The 17,314-nt window shown below is 48.5% G+C and carries 17 protein-coding genes and 2 pseudogenes; 10 read left to right on the forward strand and 9 right to left on the reverse strand.

The genetic code is table 11. The annotated features are described in order from the left end of the window. Positions 1-137: 137 nt before the first annotated feature. The 5 genes and pseudogenes from lepB to FD01_RS10685 all read right to left on the reverse strand — a co-directional run bounded on the left by lepB (position 138) and on the right by FD01_RS10685 (position 4,995). Positions 138-704, reverse strand: a complete 567-nt coding sequence (lepB, locus tag FD01_RS10665) for a signal peptidase I (protein ID WP_056964227.1) — start codon at positions 702-704, stop codon at positions 138-140. Between the two features lie 76 nt (positions 705-780). Then, a pseudogene (abc-f, locus tag FD01_RS10670) lies at positions 781-2,269 on the reverse strand (ribosomal protection-like ABC-F family protein). 222 nt (positions 2,270-2,491) lie between these two features. Beyond that, the gene (locus tag FD01_RS10675; RefSeq protein WP_056964229.1) at positions 2,492-3,112 is read right to left on the reverse strand and encodes an SDR family oxidoreductase; all 621 of its coding nucleotides are present in this window, start codon (positions 3,110-3,112) and stop codon (positions 2,492-2,494) included. 11 nt (positions 3,113-3,123) lie between these two features. Then, positions 3,124-3,972 (reverse strand): aldo/keto reductase, encoded by an 849-nt coding sequence (locus FD01_RS10680; RefSeq protein WP_054717512.1) that lies wholly within the window; start codon positions 3,970-3,972, stop codon positions 3,124-3,126. Between the two features lie 114 nt (positions 3,973-4,086). Next, positions 4,087-4,995, reverse strand: coding sequence for an NmrA family NAD(P)-binding protein (locus FD01_RS10685; RefSeq protein ID WP_054717515.1), 909 nt, complete (start codon positions 4,993-4,995; stop codon positions 4,087-4,089). Between the two features lie 93 nt (positions 4,996-5,088). Here FD01_RS10685 and FD01_RS10690 point away from each other — a divergent pair, with 93 nt between their 5' ends. Then, positions 5,089-5,670 (forward strand): TetR/AcrR family transcriptional regulator, encoded by a 582-nt coding sequence (locus FD01_RS10690; RefSeq protein WP_056964231.1) that lies wholly within the window; start codon positions 5,089-5,091, stop codon positions 5,668-5,670. Here FD01_RS10690 and FD01_RS10695 read toward each other — a convergent pair. Continuing rightward, entirely contained in the window at positions 5,667-6,842 is a 1,176-nt protein-coding gene (locus FD01_RS10695) for an acetate/propionate family kinase (RefSeq protein ID WP_054717518.1), read from the reverse strand. The two genes, FD01_RS10690 and FD01_RS10695, sit on opposite strands and share 4 nt — an antisense overlap. A 131-nt stretch (positions 6,843-6,973) precedes the next feature. Between FD01_RS10695 and FD01_RS10700 the strand changes: the two genes are divergently transcribed. The 8 genes and pseudogenes from FD01_RS10700 to phnW all read left to right on the forward strand — a co-directional run bounded on the left by FD01_RS10700 (position 6,974) and on the right by phnW (position 14,200). Next, positions 6,974-7,921, forward strand: a complete 948-nt coding sequence (locus FD01_RS10700; RefSeq protein WP_054717521.1) for an NAD(P)-dependent oxidoreductase — start codon at positions 6,974-6,976, stop codon at positions 7,919-7,921. A gap of 61 nt (positions 7,922-7,982) precedes the next feature. Further along, positions 7,983-8,639 carry a TVP38/TMEM64 family protein gene (locus tag FD01_RS10705; protein ID WP_056964233.1) on the forward strand — a complete coding sequence of 219 codons (657 nt, stop codon included), beginning with the start codon at positions 7,983-7,985 and terminating at the stop codon, positions 8,637-8,639. 178 nt (positions 8,640-8,817) lie between these two features. Next, positions 8,818-9,837, forward strand: coding sequence for a phosphate/phosphite/phosphonate ABC transporter substrate-binding protein (locus tag FD01_RS10710; protein WP_225436206.1), 1,020 nt, complete (start codon positions 8,818-8,820; stop codon positions 9,835-9,837). Positions 9,838-9,933: 96 nt separating this feature from the next. After that, positions 9,934-10,665: a phosphonate ABC transporter ATP-binding protein gene (gene phnC, locus FD01_RS10715; RefSeq protein WP_056964237.1), complete on the forward strand. Its 732-nt coding sequence runs from the start codon at positions 9,934-9,936 to the stop codon at positions 10,663-10,665. Between the two features lie 9 nt (positions 10,666-10,674). Next, positions 10,675-11,463 (forward strand): ABC transporter permease subunit, encoded by a 789-nt coding sequence (locus tag FD01_RS10720; RefSeq protein ID WP_056964239.1) that lies wholly within the window; start codon positions 10,675-10,677, stop codon positions 11,461-11,463. Then, the gene (locus FD01_RS10725) at positions 11,460-12,290 is read left to right on the forward strand and encodes a PhnE/PtxC family ABC transporter permease (RefSeq protein WP_056964241.1); all 831 of its coding nucleotides are present in this window, start codon (positions 11,460-11,462) and stop codon (positions 12,288-12,290) included. The genes FD01_RS10720 and FD01_RS10725 overlap by 4 nt, the downstream gene beginning before the upstream one ends. Before the next feature lie 17 nt (positions 12,291-12,307). After that, positions 12,308-13,057: pseudogene (phnX, locus tag FD01_RS16685) on the forward strand (phosphonoacetaldehyde hydrolase); the annotation flags it as partial. Continuing rightward, positions 13,058-14,200 (forward strand): 2-aminoethylphosphonate--pyruvate transaminase, encoded by a 1,143-nt coding sequence (phnW, locus tag FD01_RS16690; RefSeq protein WP_056964245.1) that lies wholly within the window; start codon positions 13,058-13,060, stop codon positions 14,198-14,200. 46 nt (positions 14,201-14,246) lie between these two features. On the opposite strand, the gene FD01_RS10735 is transcribed toward phnW, so the two are convergent. Beyond that, complete coding sequence (locus FD01_RS10735) at positions 14,247-14,852, reverse strand: sugar O-acetyltransferase (protein WP_054717536.1); 606 nt, start codon at positions 14,850-14,852, stop codon at positions 14,247-14,249. A 2-nt stretch (positions 14,853-14,854) separates the two neighbouring features. Then, the gene (locus FD01_RS10740) at positions 14,855-15,511 is read right to left on the reverse strand and encodes a TerC family protein (RefSeq protein ID WP_056964242.1); all 657 of its coding nucleotides are present in this window, start codon (positions 15,509-15,511) and stop codon (positions 14,855-14,857) included. A gap of 196 nt (positions 15,512-15,707) precedes the next feature. On the opposite strand from FD01_RS10740, the gene FD01_RS10745 reads away from it, so the two are divergent. Next, on the forward strand, positions 15,708-16,574 hold the full coding sequence (locus tag FD01_RS10745) for a DMT family transporter (protein ID WP_056964247.1): 867 nt from the start codon (positions 15,708-15,710) through the stop codon (positions 16,572-16,574). Here the strand turns inward: FD01_RS10745 and FD01_RS10750 are convergent, their stop codons facing one another. Beyond that, entirely contained in the window at positions 16,575-17,114 is a 540-nt protein-coding gene (locus FD01_RS10750) for a TetR/AcrR family transcriptional regulator (RefSeq protein WP_056964244.1), read from the reverse strand. Positions 17,115-17,314: the final 200 nt, after the last annotated feature.

Below are 17,314 nucleotides of genomic sequence, written 5' to 3' on the forward strand. Positions count from 1 at the left end.
TTCATCTCACGGTGTCGTGCCATGGGGTGGCTAACTTGTTCTTGCAATTTGCGAATAAAATTTAAATCATATTCGAATCACAAAAATACCAGACAAAATTTTAGAACAATTGTCTGGTGTCGTCGAATCTTCAATTTTTAAAACCCGCGCATTTGCGTGATCGGCCAATAACGCCAAAGCACCACGGATTCGATATTTGCTTTGGGAACAAAGCCAAACCCACGACTATCATAAGATACCAGGCGATTATCGCCCATCACAAAGTATTGACCCGCAGGAACTTTGGTGGTGTGAGTGGCTTTTAACGTGGCCAAGGAAAAATCCGTCGTGAAGGTTTTGGTCGGTTGTGCTTGTGCGAGCTCTTTTTTGGCAAAACTTGTGTTGAGATAAGGCTCATTGACCCGTTTGCCGTTGATCCACAGGTGATCATTGGCCATTTTGATGGTGTCGCCAGGCAAGCCGATCACGCGCTTGATGAACAAAGTGTGAGGTGCGACCGGTTCAGTTAACACAACGATGTCAAAGCGCTTGGGTGGGTGATGCTTGATTGAAATCAAGCGTTGGTTGGATTGCAAGGTCGGAGCCATCGAGTTACCGGAGACGATATCATTGGCAATGAAATAACGCGTGCTTGTAAAAACCGCGACGAAAACCAGCGCTAAAACCAGTAACCAGCGCCAGGTTGGTTTATGCTGCGACGCCATACGTCACCTGCTTTCAGGCTTTCGCCAAAGATCAAAATGCATTCGTTTTCAAGCGTACCACGTCAGCACAAATTAGTCACGCGCGTTTCAAGGTGATCACTTTGGTGGCCACTCGGTTGATAAAGGCCTCATCGTGTTCAACGAACAAAATGGTTGGTTTGGCTGCTAAGATGCTATCAGCGAGTTGATTTTGGTTGAAAAGATCTAAATAATTCAGCGGTTCATCCCAGATATATAAGTTAGCCGGGGTGACTAGCGAAGCGGCTAAGGCCACCTTTTTTTGTTGGCCCATTGATAGCGATTCGATCGGCGTGGTGAAGCTGCAGCGGTCAAGTCCTAGTTTTTTGAGGTTATTTAATAAGGCTTGGTAATCCAGCTGATGCAACTCTGCAAAGGCTTTAAGCGTGCCAGTGGCATGGTTTTGCTGGCGGACCCAGCTGAAACTTAAGTCGGGGTGGGTGAGCGTACCGGAGACTTCACCAGGGAATTGATCGACCAATGCTTCCAGTAGCGATGATTTGCCGATCCCGTTTGGCCCCACTAAGGCAACGCGTTCACCTGGTCGCACCTCAAAGCTGACCGGTTCAAACAAGGCTTGGCCGTCAAAGCTTGCGGTGACCTGATCCGCATGCACAAAAACGGGATGATGGTCAGGCACCACTTGAATGGTTAACGGATCGATGGTTTCGATGTTTTTGAGTAAGCCTGATTTGGCTTGGATCTCTTTATCCATGCGCTGTTCAAGATTCTTGCGCTTTTGCATCATGCGGGCAGCTCTGGCCCCAACGAAGCCGCGATCAGGCACCACCCCCTGAATTTTTGACATGGCGGTCGCCAAATTTGGTTTTTTCACGGGCGTTGGACCATTCGGCCTTTTCTTTGGCGGTTTTGTTCAAGCGGGTGATTTCATGGCGCAATTTTTGATCTTCGTTTTGTTCTTGTTGATCTTGGTTGGCTTTGGCGGTGGCGTAGGTGGTGTAGTTGCCTTGGAATAATTGAATCTGTTGGCGATCGATGGCTAAGACGTGATCGCAAACCGTGTCCAAGAACTGGCGATCATGAGACACCACGATGAAGCCAGATTTTTGTTGTAAGTATTGGGCCACTTTGGCGCGGCTGGTGACATCTAAATGATTGGTGGGTTCATCGATCAAGGCAAAGGCGTTTTGATCGACAAACAACAACGCCAAGCGGACTTTGGTTTGTTCGCCGCCGGATAAATTTTGGTAAGGACGCCATAATAAGTCTGGATCCATGCCCAAAAGATTCATTTCGCGTTCCAATTGCCATTGTTCAAAATCCGCATCAGCTTGCAGCGCGTAAAGCGTCAGTTGACTCGGGTCAGCGATCGGTTGCGGGAAATAATTTAACGGCGCTTTAGTGGTGATCGTGCCAGTGTGGGGTAATTGGCCTAATAGTAGTTTTAACAAGGTGGTTTTGCCGCGACCATTGCGGCCGACTAAGCCTAAATGCCATTGGGTATCGAGGTTGAAGCTGGTATGGTCAAATAATGGCGCTTGGCCATCATAAGCGAAGTTTAATTGATCGATCGTAATTGTAGACATATTATCGTCCTCCCAATTCACAATCTGCACACAAAAAGGCCCAGCAAATGCTAGACCTCAGAGAGTTTTCCCCGAGGAAGTCAGTCATTGTTGAAAATGTCCAGACTCCGCCTGTTTGCGGCAGATCAGATACATTTCAGCAATGGCTTACTTCAACGGCTTCACTCTTTTCATTATTTGATAAAATAAAAGTTATCATCTTAAGGGGTTACTTGTCAAGCCTCATAATGCTTGGGCGATCGGCAAATTCCCATTGGCGATTTGAATCGTGGTGCGATGCTGATCGGATTCAATGGCTTCAACGAGCACGGTGGCAACGTCTTGGCGCGAGATGGTATCTTGCCAAGTGGGTTCGAATTTAATTTGCCCAGTTGGCGCATCATTGGTCAATGTGGTGGGTTGCACGATCACGTAATCCAAGGTGGTATGATGCATTAACCATTCATCAGCGTAGTACTTGGCGATGTAGTAATCATTTAAGCTAGCCGGCCAGCGTTTGCGGTCGCCAGCATTTAACGTCGATAATTGGATAAAGCGCGCAATGCCCGCTTGTTGGGCCGCTTCCATCGCTTTAACTGCGCCGTCAAGATCAACGGCTAGGAGTGCTTTGCCTTGAGAGCCTGCAGCAAAGATCACGGCGTCACAGCCGTGCATGGCCTGCGCTAAATCACTGATCGACCCGGTTAAATCAAAGGCAATGGCTTGCAGTTCGCTTGAAGCAGTCGCGGGGGCTTGCGTCGCGGGATCGCGGTAGCCGGCGACGACTTGGTAATCATTTTCCAATAAGGTGTCGACCACATGTTGGCCAACTTGGCCGTGGGCAGCGATAACAAAAATTTTCATGATATTCTCCTTTAAATCATTGCCAAGGGGACATGTTGCGTCGGCTTTGGAAAGACGGAATCGATCACTGCCAGCTCATCTGGTGTAAATATGGTAGCCATCGCATCGAGATTGGCTTGGACATGATCGATGCTGGAAGCTTTTGGAATTGCCAACACATCTTGATGACGCCAAGTCCAAGCCAACATCAATTGATGCGTGGTGATATGTTTGGCCTTTGCCAAATCCTGTAAGACTTGAGGCAAAACGATTGTGTTACCAGAGCCGGAATTAAACGGGGAATACCCGATCAAGCTTTGATCATGTTGTTTTTGATAAGCGCGTAGATCATAATCGATCCCCCGTGCTTTGAGGTTATACAAGACTTCATTGGCGGCGATGTCGTGGCCACCAGGTAACCCAGCAGCTTCTTTCAAATCTGCGACATCAAAGTTTGAAACCCCATACGCTTTGATCAAGCCTGCCTTTTTCAAAGCGGCCATGCCAGCAAGAGTTTCAGCTAGCGGGGTGTTGCCACGCCAATGATATAAGTACAGATCCAAATAATCTGTGCCTAACCGAGCCAAGCTAGCTTCCAAGGCCTTTTTCATTTGAGTGGCGGTGGCATGCCAAGGATAAAATTTAGAAATCAAATATAATTGATGCCGATCATATGGTGCAATCGCTTGGCCAACTAAAGTTTCTGCTGCGCCTTCGCCATACATTTCAGCCGTGTCGATCACGGTGATCCCGTGATCTAAGCCATACCGCAAAGCCTGTAACTCTTGCTGGCTTTTGGCCGCGTTGCCTTCGCCTAAATACCAGGTGCCCATGCCTAATGCTGGAACTGGTGTGTGCGCTAATTCAAATGTGGGTAACATTTTTCACCTGCTCTCTTATCTTTCGTTAGCTCCAGTATAACGTAACCGCTTCCCAGTGTTAAATAGTCGTCAACACAAAAATGAGGCCGAGTTCAGGCGACCTCTGATCGTGAATTATTTGTTGGCCACGGTATGGGCTTTGGGCGCATGGTCACCGGCGTTAAACGCGTCAGCAAAAGTTTTCGCAAAATCATCAAGCTTAACGCGACCAGTGATCACCGGGTGGTTGGCGAGATCAGCGTACATTAAATCAGGCCGTTTTTGGTGTTGGGTGCTGGCCACAAAAGGTTTGATGATGGTTTCAGGGATTCCGGCTTGGCGCAAGCTTTCAGCATATTGGTCGTCTGAAATCTCGACGAAATGCACCTCAAAGCCTAATGCTTGGCTGAACGCATCAACCGTTTGGGTGCCAGTGAACGTATCAGAAACCACATAACGGATGGTCTTACCAGCAGGACAGTGAGTGAGCATGTCGTATATCACGTCGGCAATGTCGCTTGGAGAAACCATTTTACGGGCAACAGAGGCTGGCACGTTGGCGTAAAGCGTGTGATTTTGATGAAGGGTTGGAAGGTTGGCAAATAAATTATTATAAAAGCCCATTGGTCGCACGAAGGCAACATCGACTTTGAGCTGGCTTAAGGCATCTTCAATGAAGTGATAGGCGTACAAGCTGCCACTGTCAGGATCTTGCGCCCCGATACTGGATAAGTTGACCACTTGTGGGACCTTTGCCGCCTGCACTGCGCCAGCAAAAATATCACCGAGGCGTTTGGCACTGCCGAACAGATCTGGATTCGTCCCTGAAATCATCAAATACACGATGTCCGCGCCGGTAAACGCTTGCGTCAAAAACGCTTGATCTGCCATGTCGCCGACTGCGGCTTTGGCGCCGAAGGCTTCAATTTTTGAGACTCGCTGCGAATTTGAGGTGATCACGGTCACAGTATGGCCGGCTTGAACGAGGCGAGGGATGACGAAGCGATTGATGTTGCCAATTGAACCTAATAACGTAATTTTCATAAGGAAACTCCTTTTTAAAAAATAGGTCTATCTTTTTAGCTTCATCATCATAAAAGATAGACTTATCTTTGTCAACTGTTGTACACTTTTTTTATGCGAACAAAAGATGAAACCAAAGAAACTAAAATTTTAGATGCCACGGCTGCCATTATCCTCAAAGATGGTGCCGCTGGTGTGTCCACTGTTAAAGTCGCCAAGCGTGTCGGGATCTCTCAATCCAACGTTTATTTGTATTTCAAAAATAAAGATGCCTTGTTGCTCAGCGTGTATCATCGCGAAATGGCGCGAATCCAAGCCACTGGCGACTTGCAGGCAGCAGCTGATGAAAGCCTAGCGATCGAAGTGCGCTTAAAAGCGTATATCAGCGCGATCTATCATTATGCCATGGCGCATCCTGACAGCTTGACGTTGATTCAGCAAATCAAATTCTTGTTTGGCCAATACGATAGCAATCCGTTTTTACACGGCGAAACCACACAAAATTTGATCACCGACTTATACGCGCAGGCACAACAAAAAGGCGTGTTAAAAAACGCGCCGATCAGTGTCTTGATGTCAATGGTATTTTCTGTGATCCATACGCATTCAATGAATGTGCAACGCCAGATTTATGCCGCCGATCAGTATTCGTTTGAGGAAATTTTTGCCGTGATTTGGCAAGGCATCCACGCTTAAGGTAGTTGGGCTTGGACGTCTCTGGCAATCATTAATTCTTCGTTAGTCGGGATCACCCAAGTGGCGACGTTGGCATCAGGCGTCGATAAGTCAACTTCACGACCGCGACTTTGATTTTTAAGCGGATCGATGACCGCTCCTAAAAAGCCTAAGTGCGCCATGATCTTGGCCCGCATCTCTCCGCCATTTTCACCGACGCCGCCGGTAAAGACTAAGGCATCCACGCCGTTCATCGCCGCGGCAAAGCTGCCGACATATTTGGCGACGCGATTGGCGTAAATCGTCAAGGCGAGTTTAGCTTGGGGATTTTTCGCTTCAACGGCTTCTAAGTCGCGTTGATCGGCGGAAAGCTGCGATAACCCTAATAAGCCTGATTTTTGATTGAGAATCGCAATCAGTTGATGGATGTCTTGCAGATCCAGCTGATCCATTAAATAGGCCAATAAGCTTGGATCGATATCGCCACTGCGCGTACCCATGGTCACCCCAGCCAGTGGGGTGAAGCCCATTGAGGTGTCGATGACTTGGCTGTTTTGCACGGCGGTAACGCTAGAGCCTGAGCCTAGGTGCATGACGATCAGTTTTTCAAAATCAAATAATTGGGCTGCACGTTGCGTCACGTATCGGACCGAGGTGCCATGTGCACCGTATTTGCGGGCGCCAAAGCGTTGATAATAATCATACGGAATACTATATAAGAAATTTTCTGGTGGCATGCTTTGATGAAAAGCCGTATCAAACACAGCCACTTGCACCGCCCAAGGCATTAAGCGGCTGAAAATATCGGCATACTTGGCTTGCACGGGATTGTGTAATGGTGCAAAGTGACCTAATTCAGTAATGTCAGCTAGCACTGCTGGGGTGATGCGCACACTTTGGGCATAATGTTCCCCACCGGCGACGATGCGGTGGCCGACGCCTTTGATTTCATGCAAATGGGCCACCAAGTGCAAGTCTTTTAGGCGTTCCATCACATCGACGACGGCTTCGTGAAAATCTTTGATCGGTTGATCGAAGCTGAGTTTTTGATCGTTGAATTTGATTTTCACCGTTGATCGCGCTTGGCCGAGCCGATCGATCAAGCCGCTAGCCAGTACGCGTTCTTCAGGCATGGCAAAAAGTTTCCATTTTAAGGTGGAGCTACCAGCATTGATCGCAAGAATTTTAGGCATCAGCGCACTTCCTTTTTCATTCATTAGAATTAGTATCACACGGGAGATAAAGCGCTGTCAATTTGTGTGCTAGGCTAAAAAATTGTCTGTGGCGCACCTTGGCCGTATACTGAAGACATCGGAGGTGCAACATGACAAAAATCGTGGTCCTTAACGGCGCGGTGGTCAACTATGATCACGCGATGAATTGGCAACAACTTGGGACAAATGTGCAAGTGTATGAACACAGTGCGCCCACCGAGATCCTCGGGCGCGTTCAAGACGCAACGGTGGTGGTGACCAAAGAAATGCCGCTGCCAGGGGATATCGTCGCCCAGTTTCCAGATTCGGTGAAGTTGGTGGTAGAAGCCGGAACGGGTTTTAACAATCATGATCTCGAGGCATTGAAAGCCAAACACATCGCCTTGGCCAATGTGCCAGCTTATTCCACTGAACGGGTGGCAGACACGGCGTTGATGTTGATGTTAAACCTCGCCAGCAGCATGCAGATCCAGTTGAAAATGTTAGCGCAAGGCGATCATCGTAACTTTTCCGATCATTTGATGGTGCCACATGTGGAGCTCAACGGCAAAACGCTAGGCGTGATCGGCTTCGGTCATATCGGCCAAGCTTTGATCAAAATCGCCCAAGCGATGGGCATGCAGATCCTTGTTTCGACGCGGACGAAGCGCGCTGATCGGGATGGCATCCACTTCACCATACAAGCGGACCTGCTACAACACAGTGACTTTGTATCGTTGAACTTACCATTAACATCTGCGACGACGCATTTGATCGACGCGAATGCTTTAAAGCAGATGAAACCCAGTGCCTTTTTGATCAATACCGCCCGCGGTGGCTTGATCGATGAACCCGCGTTGATCCAGGCACTGCAACATCACGACATTGCCGGCGCTGGGTTAGATGTGCAAGCAAGCGAGCCATTAGCCGATGACAGTCCGTTGTTTGAACTCGACAATGTGATCGTCACGCCACATATCGGCTGGCGCGGTTTGGAAACGCGGCAACGCTTGGTCAAAATTGTCGCAGATGATATTCAGGCCTTTTTAAAAGGCGATGCCTTGAATCGAATCTTATAATGTGAGTGGATACTCACTGAAATTTGCGGTACACTACATCCAGATGGAAAAGAGGGATGCTATGCGCCGCAAACAATTACGGGTGATCGCCGCGGTTATCGCAACAATCATGTTAGGCCTGGTGATTTGGCATGACTGGCACAGTTTAAAAGGTTTCACTTGGTTTAACCGGGCAGAATTCATTACGGTGTTTCGCGGCGCTGGCTTGTGGTCAGTGCTCCCGCTGGCATTGGTATTAATGGCCGTGTCGATGATCCCAGGGGCGCCGAATTCTGTGATCGCGGTACTCAATGGTGTGTGTTTAGGGGCCCCATTAGGCTTTTTAGTGAATGTGATCGGCTTAAGTGCCGGCAACTGCTTGGGGTCGTTATTGATCGATCGCATCGAATTACATCATCAATCCCCTAAGCGCTCGCGTTTATTGGATGATTTAATGAAAGCCAGCCATCCAAAGCTTGGCGTGTTGCTAGGCTATAGTGTGCCGTTTGTACCGAATACGTTGGTGCATTTGGCGGCTGGTCAGTTGCACTTGCCACGCAAAACTTGGAATAGTTTGATCGTGTTAGGAAGTTTGCCCACAGCATTCTTTTACGCGTTTGGTGGGGATGCGGCGCTACGCTTGCGGCCAGGGCGCTTAGTGATCGCCATTGGGGTGATTGCGGCAAGTGCTTTGGTGATTCAAGTGATCCGGCATGATCGCAAACGTGAATTGAAGTGAATGATGAGCACGTTGTCTAAAGTTTAGGCAACGTGTTTTTTGTATCGTCAGCTTACCGTATCTTTACAATCCGTGACGAAGCTTTTCACAACCAAAACAACAAATAGGTCAAATCTTTACACGGTGTCGATACACTAAGTCAGTATCATATGACAGCAACTTTATGGAGGAGACCATTTTGAAGATCAAACATATTCTGGCTGCCACGGCGGCCTTAAGCCTTTTAGTTGTCGCTGCAGGTTGTTCCAGCAAAACCACGCACGCCGACAAAACCAGTAGCAAAACTTTGACGGTGGTATTTTTGCCATCTGAATCCAGCAAGGAAATGACCCCAGTGCGCACGGCTTTATCCAAAGTCTTGCACAAGGCCACTGGCAAAAAGATCAACGTGCAAACGACTACCGATTACAACGTGGCGATTCAAGCACTGGCTTCCGGTAAAGCCCAACTTGGCTTGTTAGGCCCGGATTCCTACATTGAAGCGCGCAAGCAAAACAGTGCGGTGAACCCATTAGTCACTTATTCTGGCGAGTCCGGTACGTTAAAAGACGCGCATTACAACTCGTACGTGATGGTACCTAAAGCCAAAGCAGACAGTTACAAAGACGGCGGCAGTTACTCCTTGAAAAAGGTCAAAGGCCAAAAGATCTCCTTCGTTTCCGCAACCTCCACTTCAGGGTTTGCGGTACCTGCTGGGGCGATCGCAGCGGCCAACGGCGTGAAGAAAACCGACTTGCAACAAGGCGGTGGGTTCTTTGACAAGGTGCTTTATGGCCAATCGCATCCTGGTTCTGCTGTGAACTTGTTCAACGGTGACGTGGATGTGGCGGCCTTTGATGACATCGATTTGGTCAACTACGGTAAGTTCACCAACGATGCGACTAAAGCGGGTGCGATTTTCAAAATCAATGACGATGCGCCGGCACCATTGGACAAGGCCAAGGGTAAAGAATCGGTGGCCATTTCTGTGGCGCAAGTGCAAAACGAACCTTTAGCCATCAACGACAAAACAGTTTCCAAAGCCGATCGCGCCAAGATCATCAAAGCCTTGACGGCGCAATCCACCACCGACAACCCGATTTTCTTCTCCAAGCCTGACGCCAAAAAGCCTGGGCTGTTCACGCAAACTGGCAAAGTGCACTTTATGGCCATCAGCGATAAATGGTATGCGCCAACCCATGAAGTTTTAGGAAAGTAACCCATTGGCGGCGTCAGTGACGCTGCTTTTGCCGATCAGGCTGATGGTTACGATCAGTCTGATCAGCAAAGGCAAAACGCCTAAAAGGAGGCCATTATGTTAACCGTTACCGCCTTATCCAAACGCTACACTCCAGATAAACCGTCCCTTGAAGCCGTCGATTTACAAGCAGACGTTGGGACAATCACCGCCGTCATCGGCCCATCAGGTGCCGGTAAAACCACACTTTTGCGGAGTTTAAATCAATTGCTCAAAGACGATGAAGGCCAAGTGTGCCTCGATGATGTGGATCTGCGGCAACTGTCCAAGCGTGACTTGCAAAAGGCGCGCCGCAATATCGGCATGATTTTTCAAAATTATAATTTGATCGATGCCTTGACGGTTTTGGAAAATGTGTTGCATGGGTGTTTAGGCGCCAAGTCTACGCTTGCCGGCATGTTTGCCCATTATACCGCTGAAGAAAAACAAGAAGCGCTGAAGTTGATCGATGAAATGGGCTTGAGTGATTTCGCCTATACCGCTTGCAAACATTTATCCGGTGGGCAAAAACAGCGCGTCGGCATTGCCCGGGCGTTGATGCAACATCCTAAGATGATGTTATGTGATGAACCGATCGCCAGCCTTGATCCTAAATCCGCCCAAATGGTGATGACGATTTTGCGCCGGTTAGCCGATGACAAAGGCTTGATCGTGGTGGTGAACTTGCATCAAGTGGATATCGCCACAGAATTTGCCGATCACATCGTCGCGTTAAATCACGGGCGCAAAGTTTTTGATGGCGTGCCGGCTGACTTGCAAGCCGCTCAGATTCAAGCGATTTATGCTTAGGAGGACCGCATGACCCCTCAGACTTTTTTCCGCCGCAAACAACGGCTCATGTTGTTGACCTTGAGTGGGTTGCTGGTGAGCTATGCCGTGGCCAGTATCGCTTTAGGCTTTCAACAAGGGGCCTTGCTGCAAGTGCAAACCGGCTTTTTATGGATGGCGCAGAACTTTTTGCCCACTGCCGCGACGTTCAAGTTATTGCCAGCAGTGTTATTTCAGTTGTGGCGTGCCTTTATTATTGCCACGGCGGCAGCTGGTGTGGCTGGTCTGCTCAGCTTATTGCTGGCAGTGATCGGGGCGAAAAACTTAGGCCAGCGCCATGTGACAGTCAGCTTTTTGATCCGCGGGTTTGCTTCGGTGCTGCGCAATATTCCGATCATCGCTTGGGCTTTGATCTTGCTGTTTTCCTTTAAACAAAATGAACTGACTGGTTTTTTGGCGTTGTGGTTCATGAACCTCGGCTTTTTGACGCGGGCGTTTTTAGAAACGATCGAAGACTTTGACACCGGTAAACTTGAAGCCTTGATCGCCACTGGGACCAGTCGACCAGTGGCGATCATGCAAGGGTTATTGCCAGAAATTGCGACGCCGACTGTGGAATGGCTGTTGTATATGATCGAAAACAATGTGCGCGATGCGACTTTAGTCGGCTTGTTGACCGGAACTGGCATCGGCTTTTTGTTTGATCTGTACTTTAAGTCGATCAATTACCCAGCAGCTGGGTTAGTCGTTGCCGTGTTGATCGTGCTGGTGATCAGCCTTGAGTTGTTGTCGACTCATATTCAAAGGAGTTTAACATGATCGAATCAGTTTCCATGTCACAAACCCCAACGCAAAAAGCGCCTCGGCCAGTTAATCGGCGGACGCGGACCTTGCGTGCTTTTGTCACCGGGTTGGCTGTGATTTCAATTTATGGATTGATTTCTGTGCTGCCGAAACATTTTGATTTATGGACAGCCACAAAAGTATTCGGGGCAAATTTACAACTGATGTTTTTCAGTCCAAACGTCGGCAATGATTCACATTTGTTATTGATGCAAGCATTGTTTGCAAGTATCGAACTCGCTTTTGTCACCACAGTATTAGGTGCTGGCATCGGACTGGTATGCGGCTTAGCGGCTGCTGAAAATATCGCACCGCGGTGGTTGAGTCTGACGACTAAAAGTGTGATGGCCTTTGTGCGGGCGATCCCGACGATTTTATGGGTGTTAATTTATTCCGTTGCGCTGGGCTTAGGGCCGAATGCCGCAGTGGTCGGTTTGACCTTTCATAGTGTCGCCTATTTGGCCAAAGTCTTTGCCAACACCATTGAAGAAATCCCTGCGCAAACCATTGAGGCATTGCGTGCTGGTGGCTGCGGCTTGTTGCCCGTTTTGTGCCAGGCGGTATTGCCGTCATTGGCTTCACGTTTATTGAGTTGGACCTTTATCCGGTTTGAAATCAACTTTGCCAATGCGGTAGTCGTTGGGGCGGCGGCAGGGGCTGGTGGCATCGGCTATCAACTATTCGTCGCCAGTAACTTTTATTTTAATTTTCATGAAGTCGGGATGATCGTGTATTACATTTTAGCGTTTGTCTTTGTGCTAGAAGCGATCTCGACCAAATTGCGTCACAAATTTATTGATTAACCCATAGGAGGGGACCCATGGCAATTCAAGCAGTGGTTTTTGATTGGGCAGGCACGACGATCGATTATGGGAGTCGCGCGCCGATTATTGCGTTTCAACGCGCATTTGCACATTTTGGCATTAACGTACCAGAAGCGGTGATCCGGGCGGATGTGGGCTTAGACAAAGCCGAACACATCGCCAAACTATTTGCGCAACCGGACACCTGGGCAGCGTGGGTTCATTCTGGGCATAACGAAGAACGCGATGTGGCGATCCAAGAAGTGTATCAACAATTTCAAACTGAGATCCGTGCCGTGTTGACGGAAACCGGTCAACTGAAGCCTGGCATGCAATCCTTATGTGCTTATTTGCAGCTCAAACACATCGCTGTGGCCTCGACTTCTGGCTACACGGCAGCGATGATCGAACAATTGGTACCGGTGGTTCATGCACAAGGGTATCAACCGGTGATCAATGTGACTTCCGAACGCACTGCTGGCATCGGGCGTCCGCAAGCGGATATGTTGACCTACGCCATTCAACATTTGCAGATCGATGATCCGCAAACCGTGATCAAAGTCGGCGATACCGTCAACGACATTCTCGAAGGAAAAAATGCTCATGCGATCAGTGTCGGCGTGGTCGTTGGCAGTAATTTGATCGGGATGTCGGAAGCCGAATTTGTGGCATTGCCTGAAAGTGAACAAACTCGGCTTAAAGAGGCTGCGCGCGAGACGTTCATCAAAGCGGGTGCTGATTATACGATAGATTCCATGGCAGACTTGATGCCGTTGATCGAAGCCTTAGATCAAAAGGCTTTGCAGGTGCCGTTATTGTTAACGCCAGGACCGCTGACGACTAGTGCCAGCGTCAAGCAAACCATGCTGGTGGATCATGGCACCTGGGATGAGGAGTACAAAGTGTTGACTCAATCCATTCGCCGCGCTTTACTCGCTGTCGGACATGCGGATCCAGAGTTATACACTAGTGTTTTGGTACAAGGATCCGGAAGCTTTGGGGTGGAAGCGACATTGCAAACTGCGGTGCCTGACAATGGGACGCTTTTAATTGCGATGAATGGGGCATATGGCCAACGCATGGCGACCATGGCGACGCGCTTGGGCATCAACCATGTGGATCTAGATTTTGGTGAAACCCAAATTGTATCGGCTGAAAAAGTTTTGAATGTGTTGCACCAACATCCTGAAGTAACGCATTTTGCCATGGTGCATTCGGAAACGACGACTGGAATTTTAAATCCTTTGACGCCCTTGATCCCACAACTCACTGAAATGGGGATCGTGACCATTGTTGACGCGATGTCGAGCTTTGGCGGGGTGCCGATCGACGTGACGCAACTCGGTGTGGATTATTTGATTTCCAGTGCCAATAAATGTATTCAAGGGGTTCCAGGCTTCGCGTTTGTCTTGGCCAAGCAGTTGACTTTGGCGACTACGGAAGGCAATGCCCGTAGTTTGTCACTAGATCTGTATGATCAATGGCGCTGCTTTGAAGAAGAAGCAGGAAAGTGGCGCTTTACTAGCCCAACGCACACCGTTTATGCCTTCCGCCAAGCGTTAAACGAGTTGATCGAAGAAGGCGGTGTGGCCGCGCGGCATGCACGCTATGCGGCGAATGAAAAGCAGTTGTGCCAAGGTATGTTGGCCTTAGGGTTTGAGCCGTTGTTGCCAACCAGTGTGCAATCGCCGATCATCACCAGTTTTAAATATCCAGCCGCGCGTTTTGATTTCCGCAAGTTTTATGAGGCGTTAAAACTTGCCGGATTCATCATTTATCCTGGTAAAGTTTCAAAAGCCAAGACGTTTCGGATCGGGAATATCGGAGAGATTTACCCGGATGATATTCAACATTTGCTACAGGTCATCGCCAAAACGGAAGTGGCGCAACCAGTGGCCGTGAATGAGTAAACAAAAAATCGTCTGCATTTGCAGGCGATTTTTCGCATCTTGATGTTTATTGAAGCTGATCCCAATCAATGCGCCGGTTTTTGGTGTAAAACTCGCGATCATGTTCAGAAATCTCGCGCAACACTTTAGCTGGTGTGCCCACTGCCACCACATTGCTCGGTAGATCATGGTTGACCACACCCCCGGCGCCAACGACAGTGTTATCACCGATGGTTACGCCTGGCAATACCGAGACGCCAGCGCCTAGCCAACAGTTTTCTCCGATATGAATCGGTAAATTATACTGGTAGCCTTGAATACGTAAGCTGGGTTCGATCGGGTGTCCCGCAGTGGCTAAGGTGACGTTGGGGCCGATCATGGTGTGTGAGCCGATGAAAATCTCCCCATCATCGACTAAGGTGAGGTGATAATTGGCATAAACGCCTGGCCCTAAATGCACATGATGGCCACCCCAATTGGCATAAAATGGGGCTTCAACATAACAATCAGGCCCAACTTCAGCAAACAACTCGGTCAACAACTCGGCGCGTTTAGCTTGTTGGCTAGGTAAGGTTTGATTATAAGTGGCCGCCAGATCTTGATAGTGCATTTGAATTTTCATCAAGTCGGCATCATTGGGTAAATAAAGTTCACCAGAAAATAATGGATTCATGATTACCTCCGATTACGCCACCAGTGGATCGCTAAAGTGGCGACAAAAGCCAGCAAGACGAAAATTGAAAAGAACGTATTGGAAACCTCAATGCCGATTGCTGGCAAGGATAAGCCAAGTTTGATCGCGATAAAGCCAATCAACACATAAGCCATGTACAACAGTTCTGGGACTTTGGCTAACAGCACGATCATCCCCGAAGCGACGAACCGCATCGCTAAGATCCCGATCATGCCCCCGATCAACACGATCACCGGATTATTATCAATGGCTAAAGCCGTCAGGATCGAATCGATGGAAAAGACAAAATCCAAAAAGACGATTGCCGCCACAGTGCCCCAAAAGCTACGCGGTTTAGCCGCTTTAACGGTTTCGTCTTTAGGATTATGTTGTTCCCAGAAAAAGTGCAGGGACATCCACAATAAATAGCCAGCGCCTAATGCTTTGATCGCCCAGAACTTGATCAAATAAGCACCAAGGCCAATGGCGATGAAGCGTAAAATGTAAGAACCCCACAGCCCCCACATTAAAGCGGCATGTTCTTTTTTCGGCTCTTTTAAACTGGCAGTTTGCGCGGCTAAGACCACGGCATTGTCGACGGATAACAGACATTCCATCACAGCTAAGGTGGCGATGGTTGCTAACCCGGTGCCAGTCATAATGGCACTGTGCCAATCGCTGGCTTCAAAAAACGGCGCGTAAAGCTTAATCAGGGTATTGATGATGGGTCCTCCTCAGTGGTTTCTTACATTATACTAAAAAATTAATTAAAAACACCAAATGATTCGGGATATGATACAGTGAAAGGAGATTGGGGGAGATTAGGTGCGGGTAACAAAAACAAAAGCCAATGCCATGTTGTTATTGGCGGCGATTATTTGGGGTGCTGGGTACATTTTTAGCAAGCAAGCGACTAATGCGGGGATGCATGCTGGGCTGATCAATGCCATTCGCGGGTTTATTTATGCCGGCTTGGCGTATGCTTTCTTCCATAAAACCATCAACCAAATGACCAAACGGGATCTGAAAATCGGCTTGATCGCTGGCGGAATCAACTTCTTAGGCTATCAGCTGCAAACGATTGGGCTGATGTACACCACACCTGCCAATAACGCCTTTCTCACTGCGATTTATGTGGTGATGATCCCATTTATCGTCTGGGTCTTCTTCCACCAAAAACCAGAGCGCAAAGCCTACCTTGCCATTGTGATTTGTATGTTGGGGATGGCAGTGTTGACCGGCGTTTTCTCGCGTGGCGTCAGTTTGCATCTTGGGGATTTGTTGACGATCATTTCCGCCGGGTTTTATGCGTTGCAAATTGTGTATTTTGGGATGTCGGCGACAGAATCGAGTCCTTGGATCATCGCTTTTATGTTAGGCATCACGCAAGGAGCTTTTGGGCTGATTTATAGTTTGCTATTTGAAACACAGACTTATGCCAGTGTGCATTGGGTAGCAGGTTTGGTGCCAGTGGTGATCTTAGGCATCGTGTCAAGTTTTGGTGCGCAGACCTTGCAACTGGTCGGCCAGCGCTACACGGATCCGACGCCAGCCGGGTTGTTGTTAATGACCGAGTCGATGTTTGGCAGCGTCTTTTCAGTGGCGCTTGGTTTTGAGCCGATGACTTGGGATTTGGTGATCGGCGGCAGCTTGATCGTGTTGGCGTTGGTGATCATGCAAGTCGGCTTTCGGCGGTTGTGGTTATTCAAAAAACGCGTGTGATCAAGGTTTAGCGAAAAGCACAGGGATTGCTTGTTGCAACGCCAGCATTTGGGTCATTGGTGCGGACAAGAGATCGATGATCACCACATGTTGATACAAGGTGGCCAGCTCAAGGCTGACAGCTTGCGGCTGGGAAAAAGTCGGGTCGCGCGCCAACAAACTTCGTTGAAATGACGTAGTGAGTGCTTCGATCAAATGCGTTTGGCCGTTAAATTCCGGGGTTTGGATCGTGTCTAATAAGCGGATATGTGAGGCATCTTGTAAAATCGCGTCAGGTAGCGGTAAAAACAAGCGGTGCAGCTGGTGGCTGGCAATGCGCTTTGCACATTCTTGAATCAAAGGCGCTTGAGTTTGCTGACAAAGTTGGCGCGCCAAGTCGAATTTATCCACGTAATGATGATAAAAAGTCGCTTTGCCGATTTGGGCTTCGGCAATCAAATCAGCCACCGAAATTTTTGGCAAAGGACGAGTGGCCAATAATTTCCAAAAGGCGTGATGAATGGCAGCTTGCGTTTTCTTGACACGTAAGTCTTGGGTCATGAGAGCCTCCATGCAAATCAAGTTGAATTTCGCCGTTATTATAGCGCCTGAAACTAGTGATCCGATGAGAAAAGCATTGTTAATGATATTGGAAATATTGGTATAACGAACACATACTATCCATAAATTATAAAACGCCACGAATGACCTTTACCCCCAAAGTTGGAACAAAACTTTGGGGGTATTTGTATGACCAAAAT

Source organism: Lacticaseibacillus manihotivorans DSM 13343 = JCM 12514 (assembly GCF_001435035.1).
Classification (GTDB): Bacteria; Bacillota; Bacilli; order Lactobacillales; family Lactobacillaceae; genus Lacticaseibacillus; species Lacticaseibacillus manihotivorans.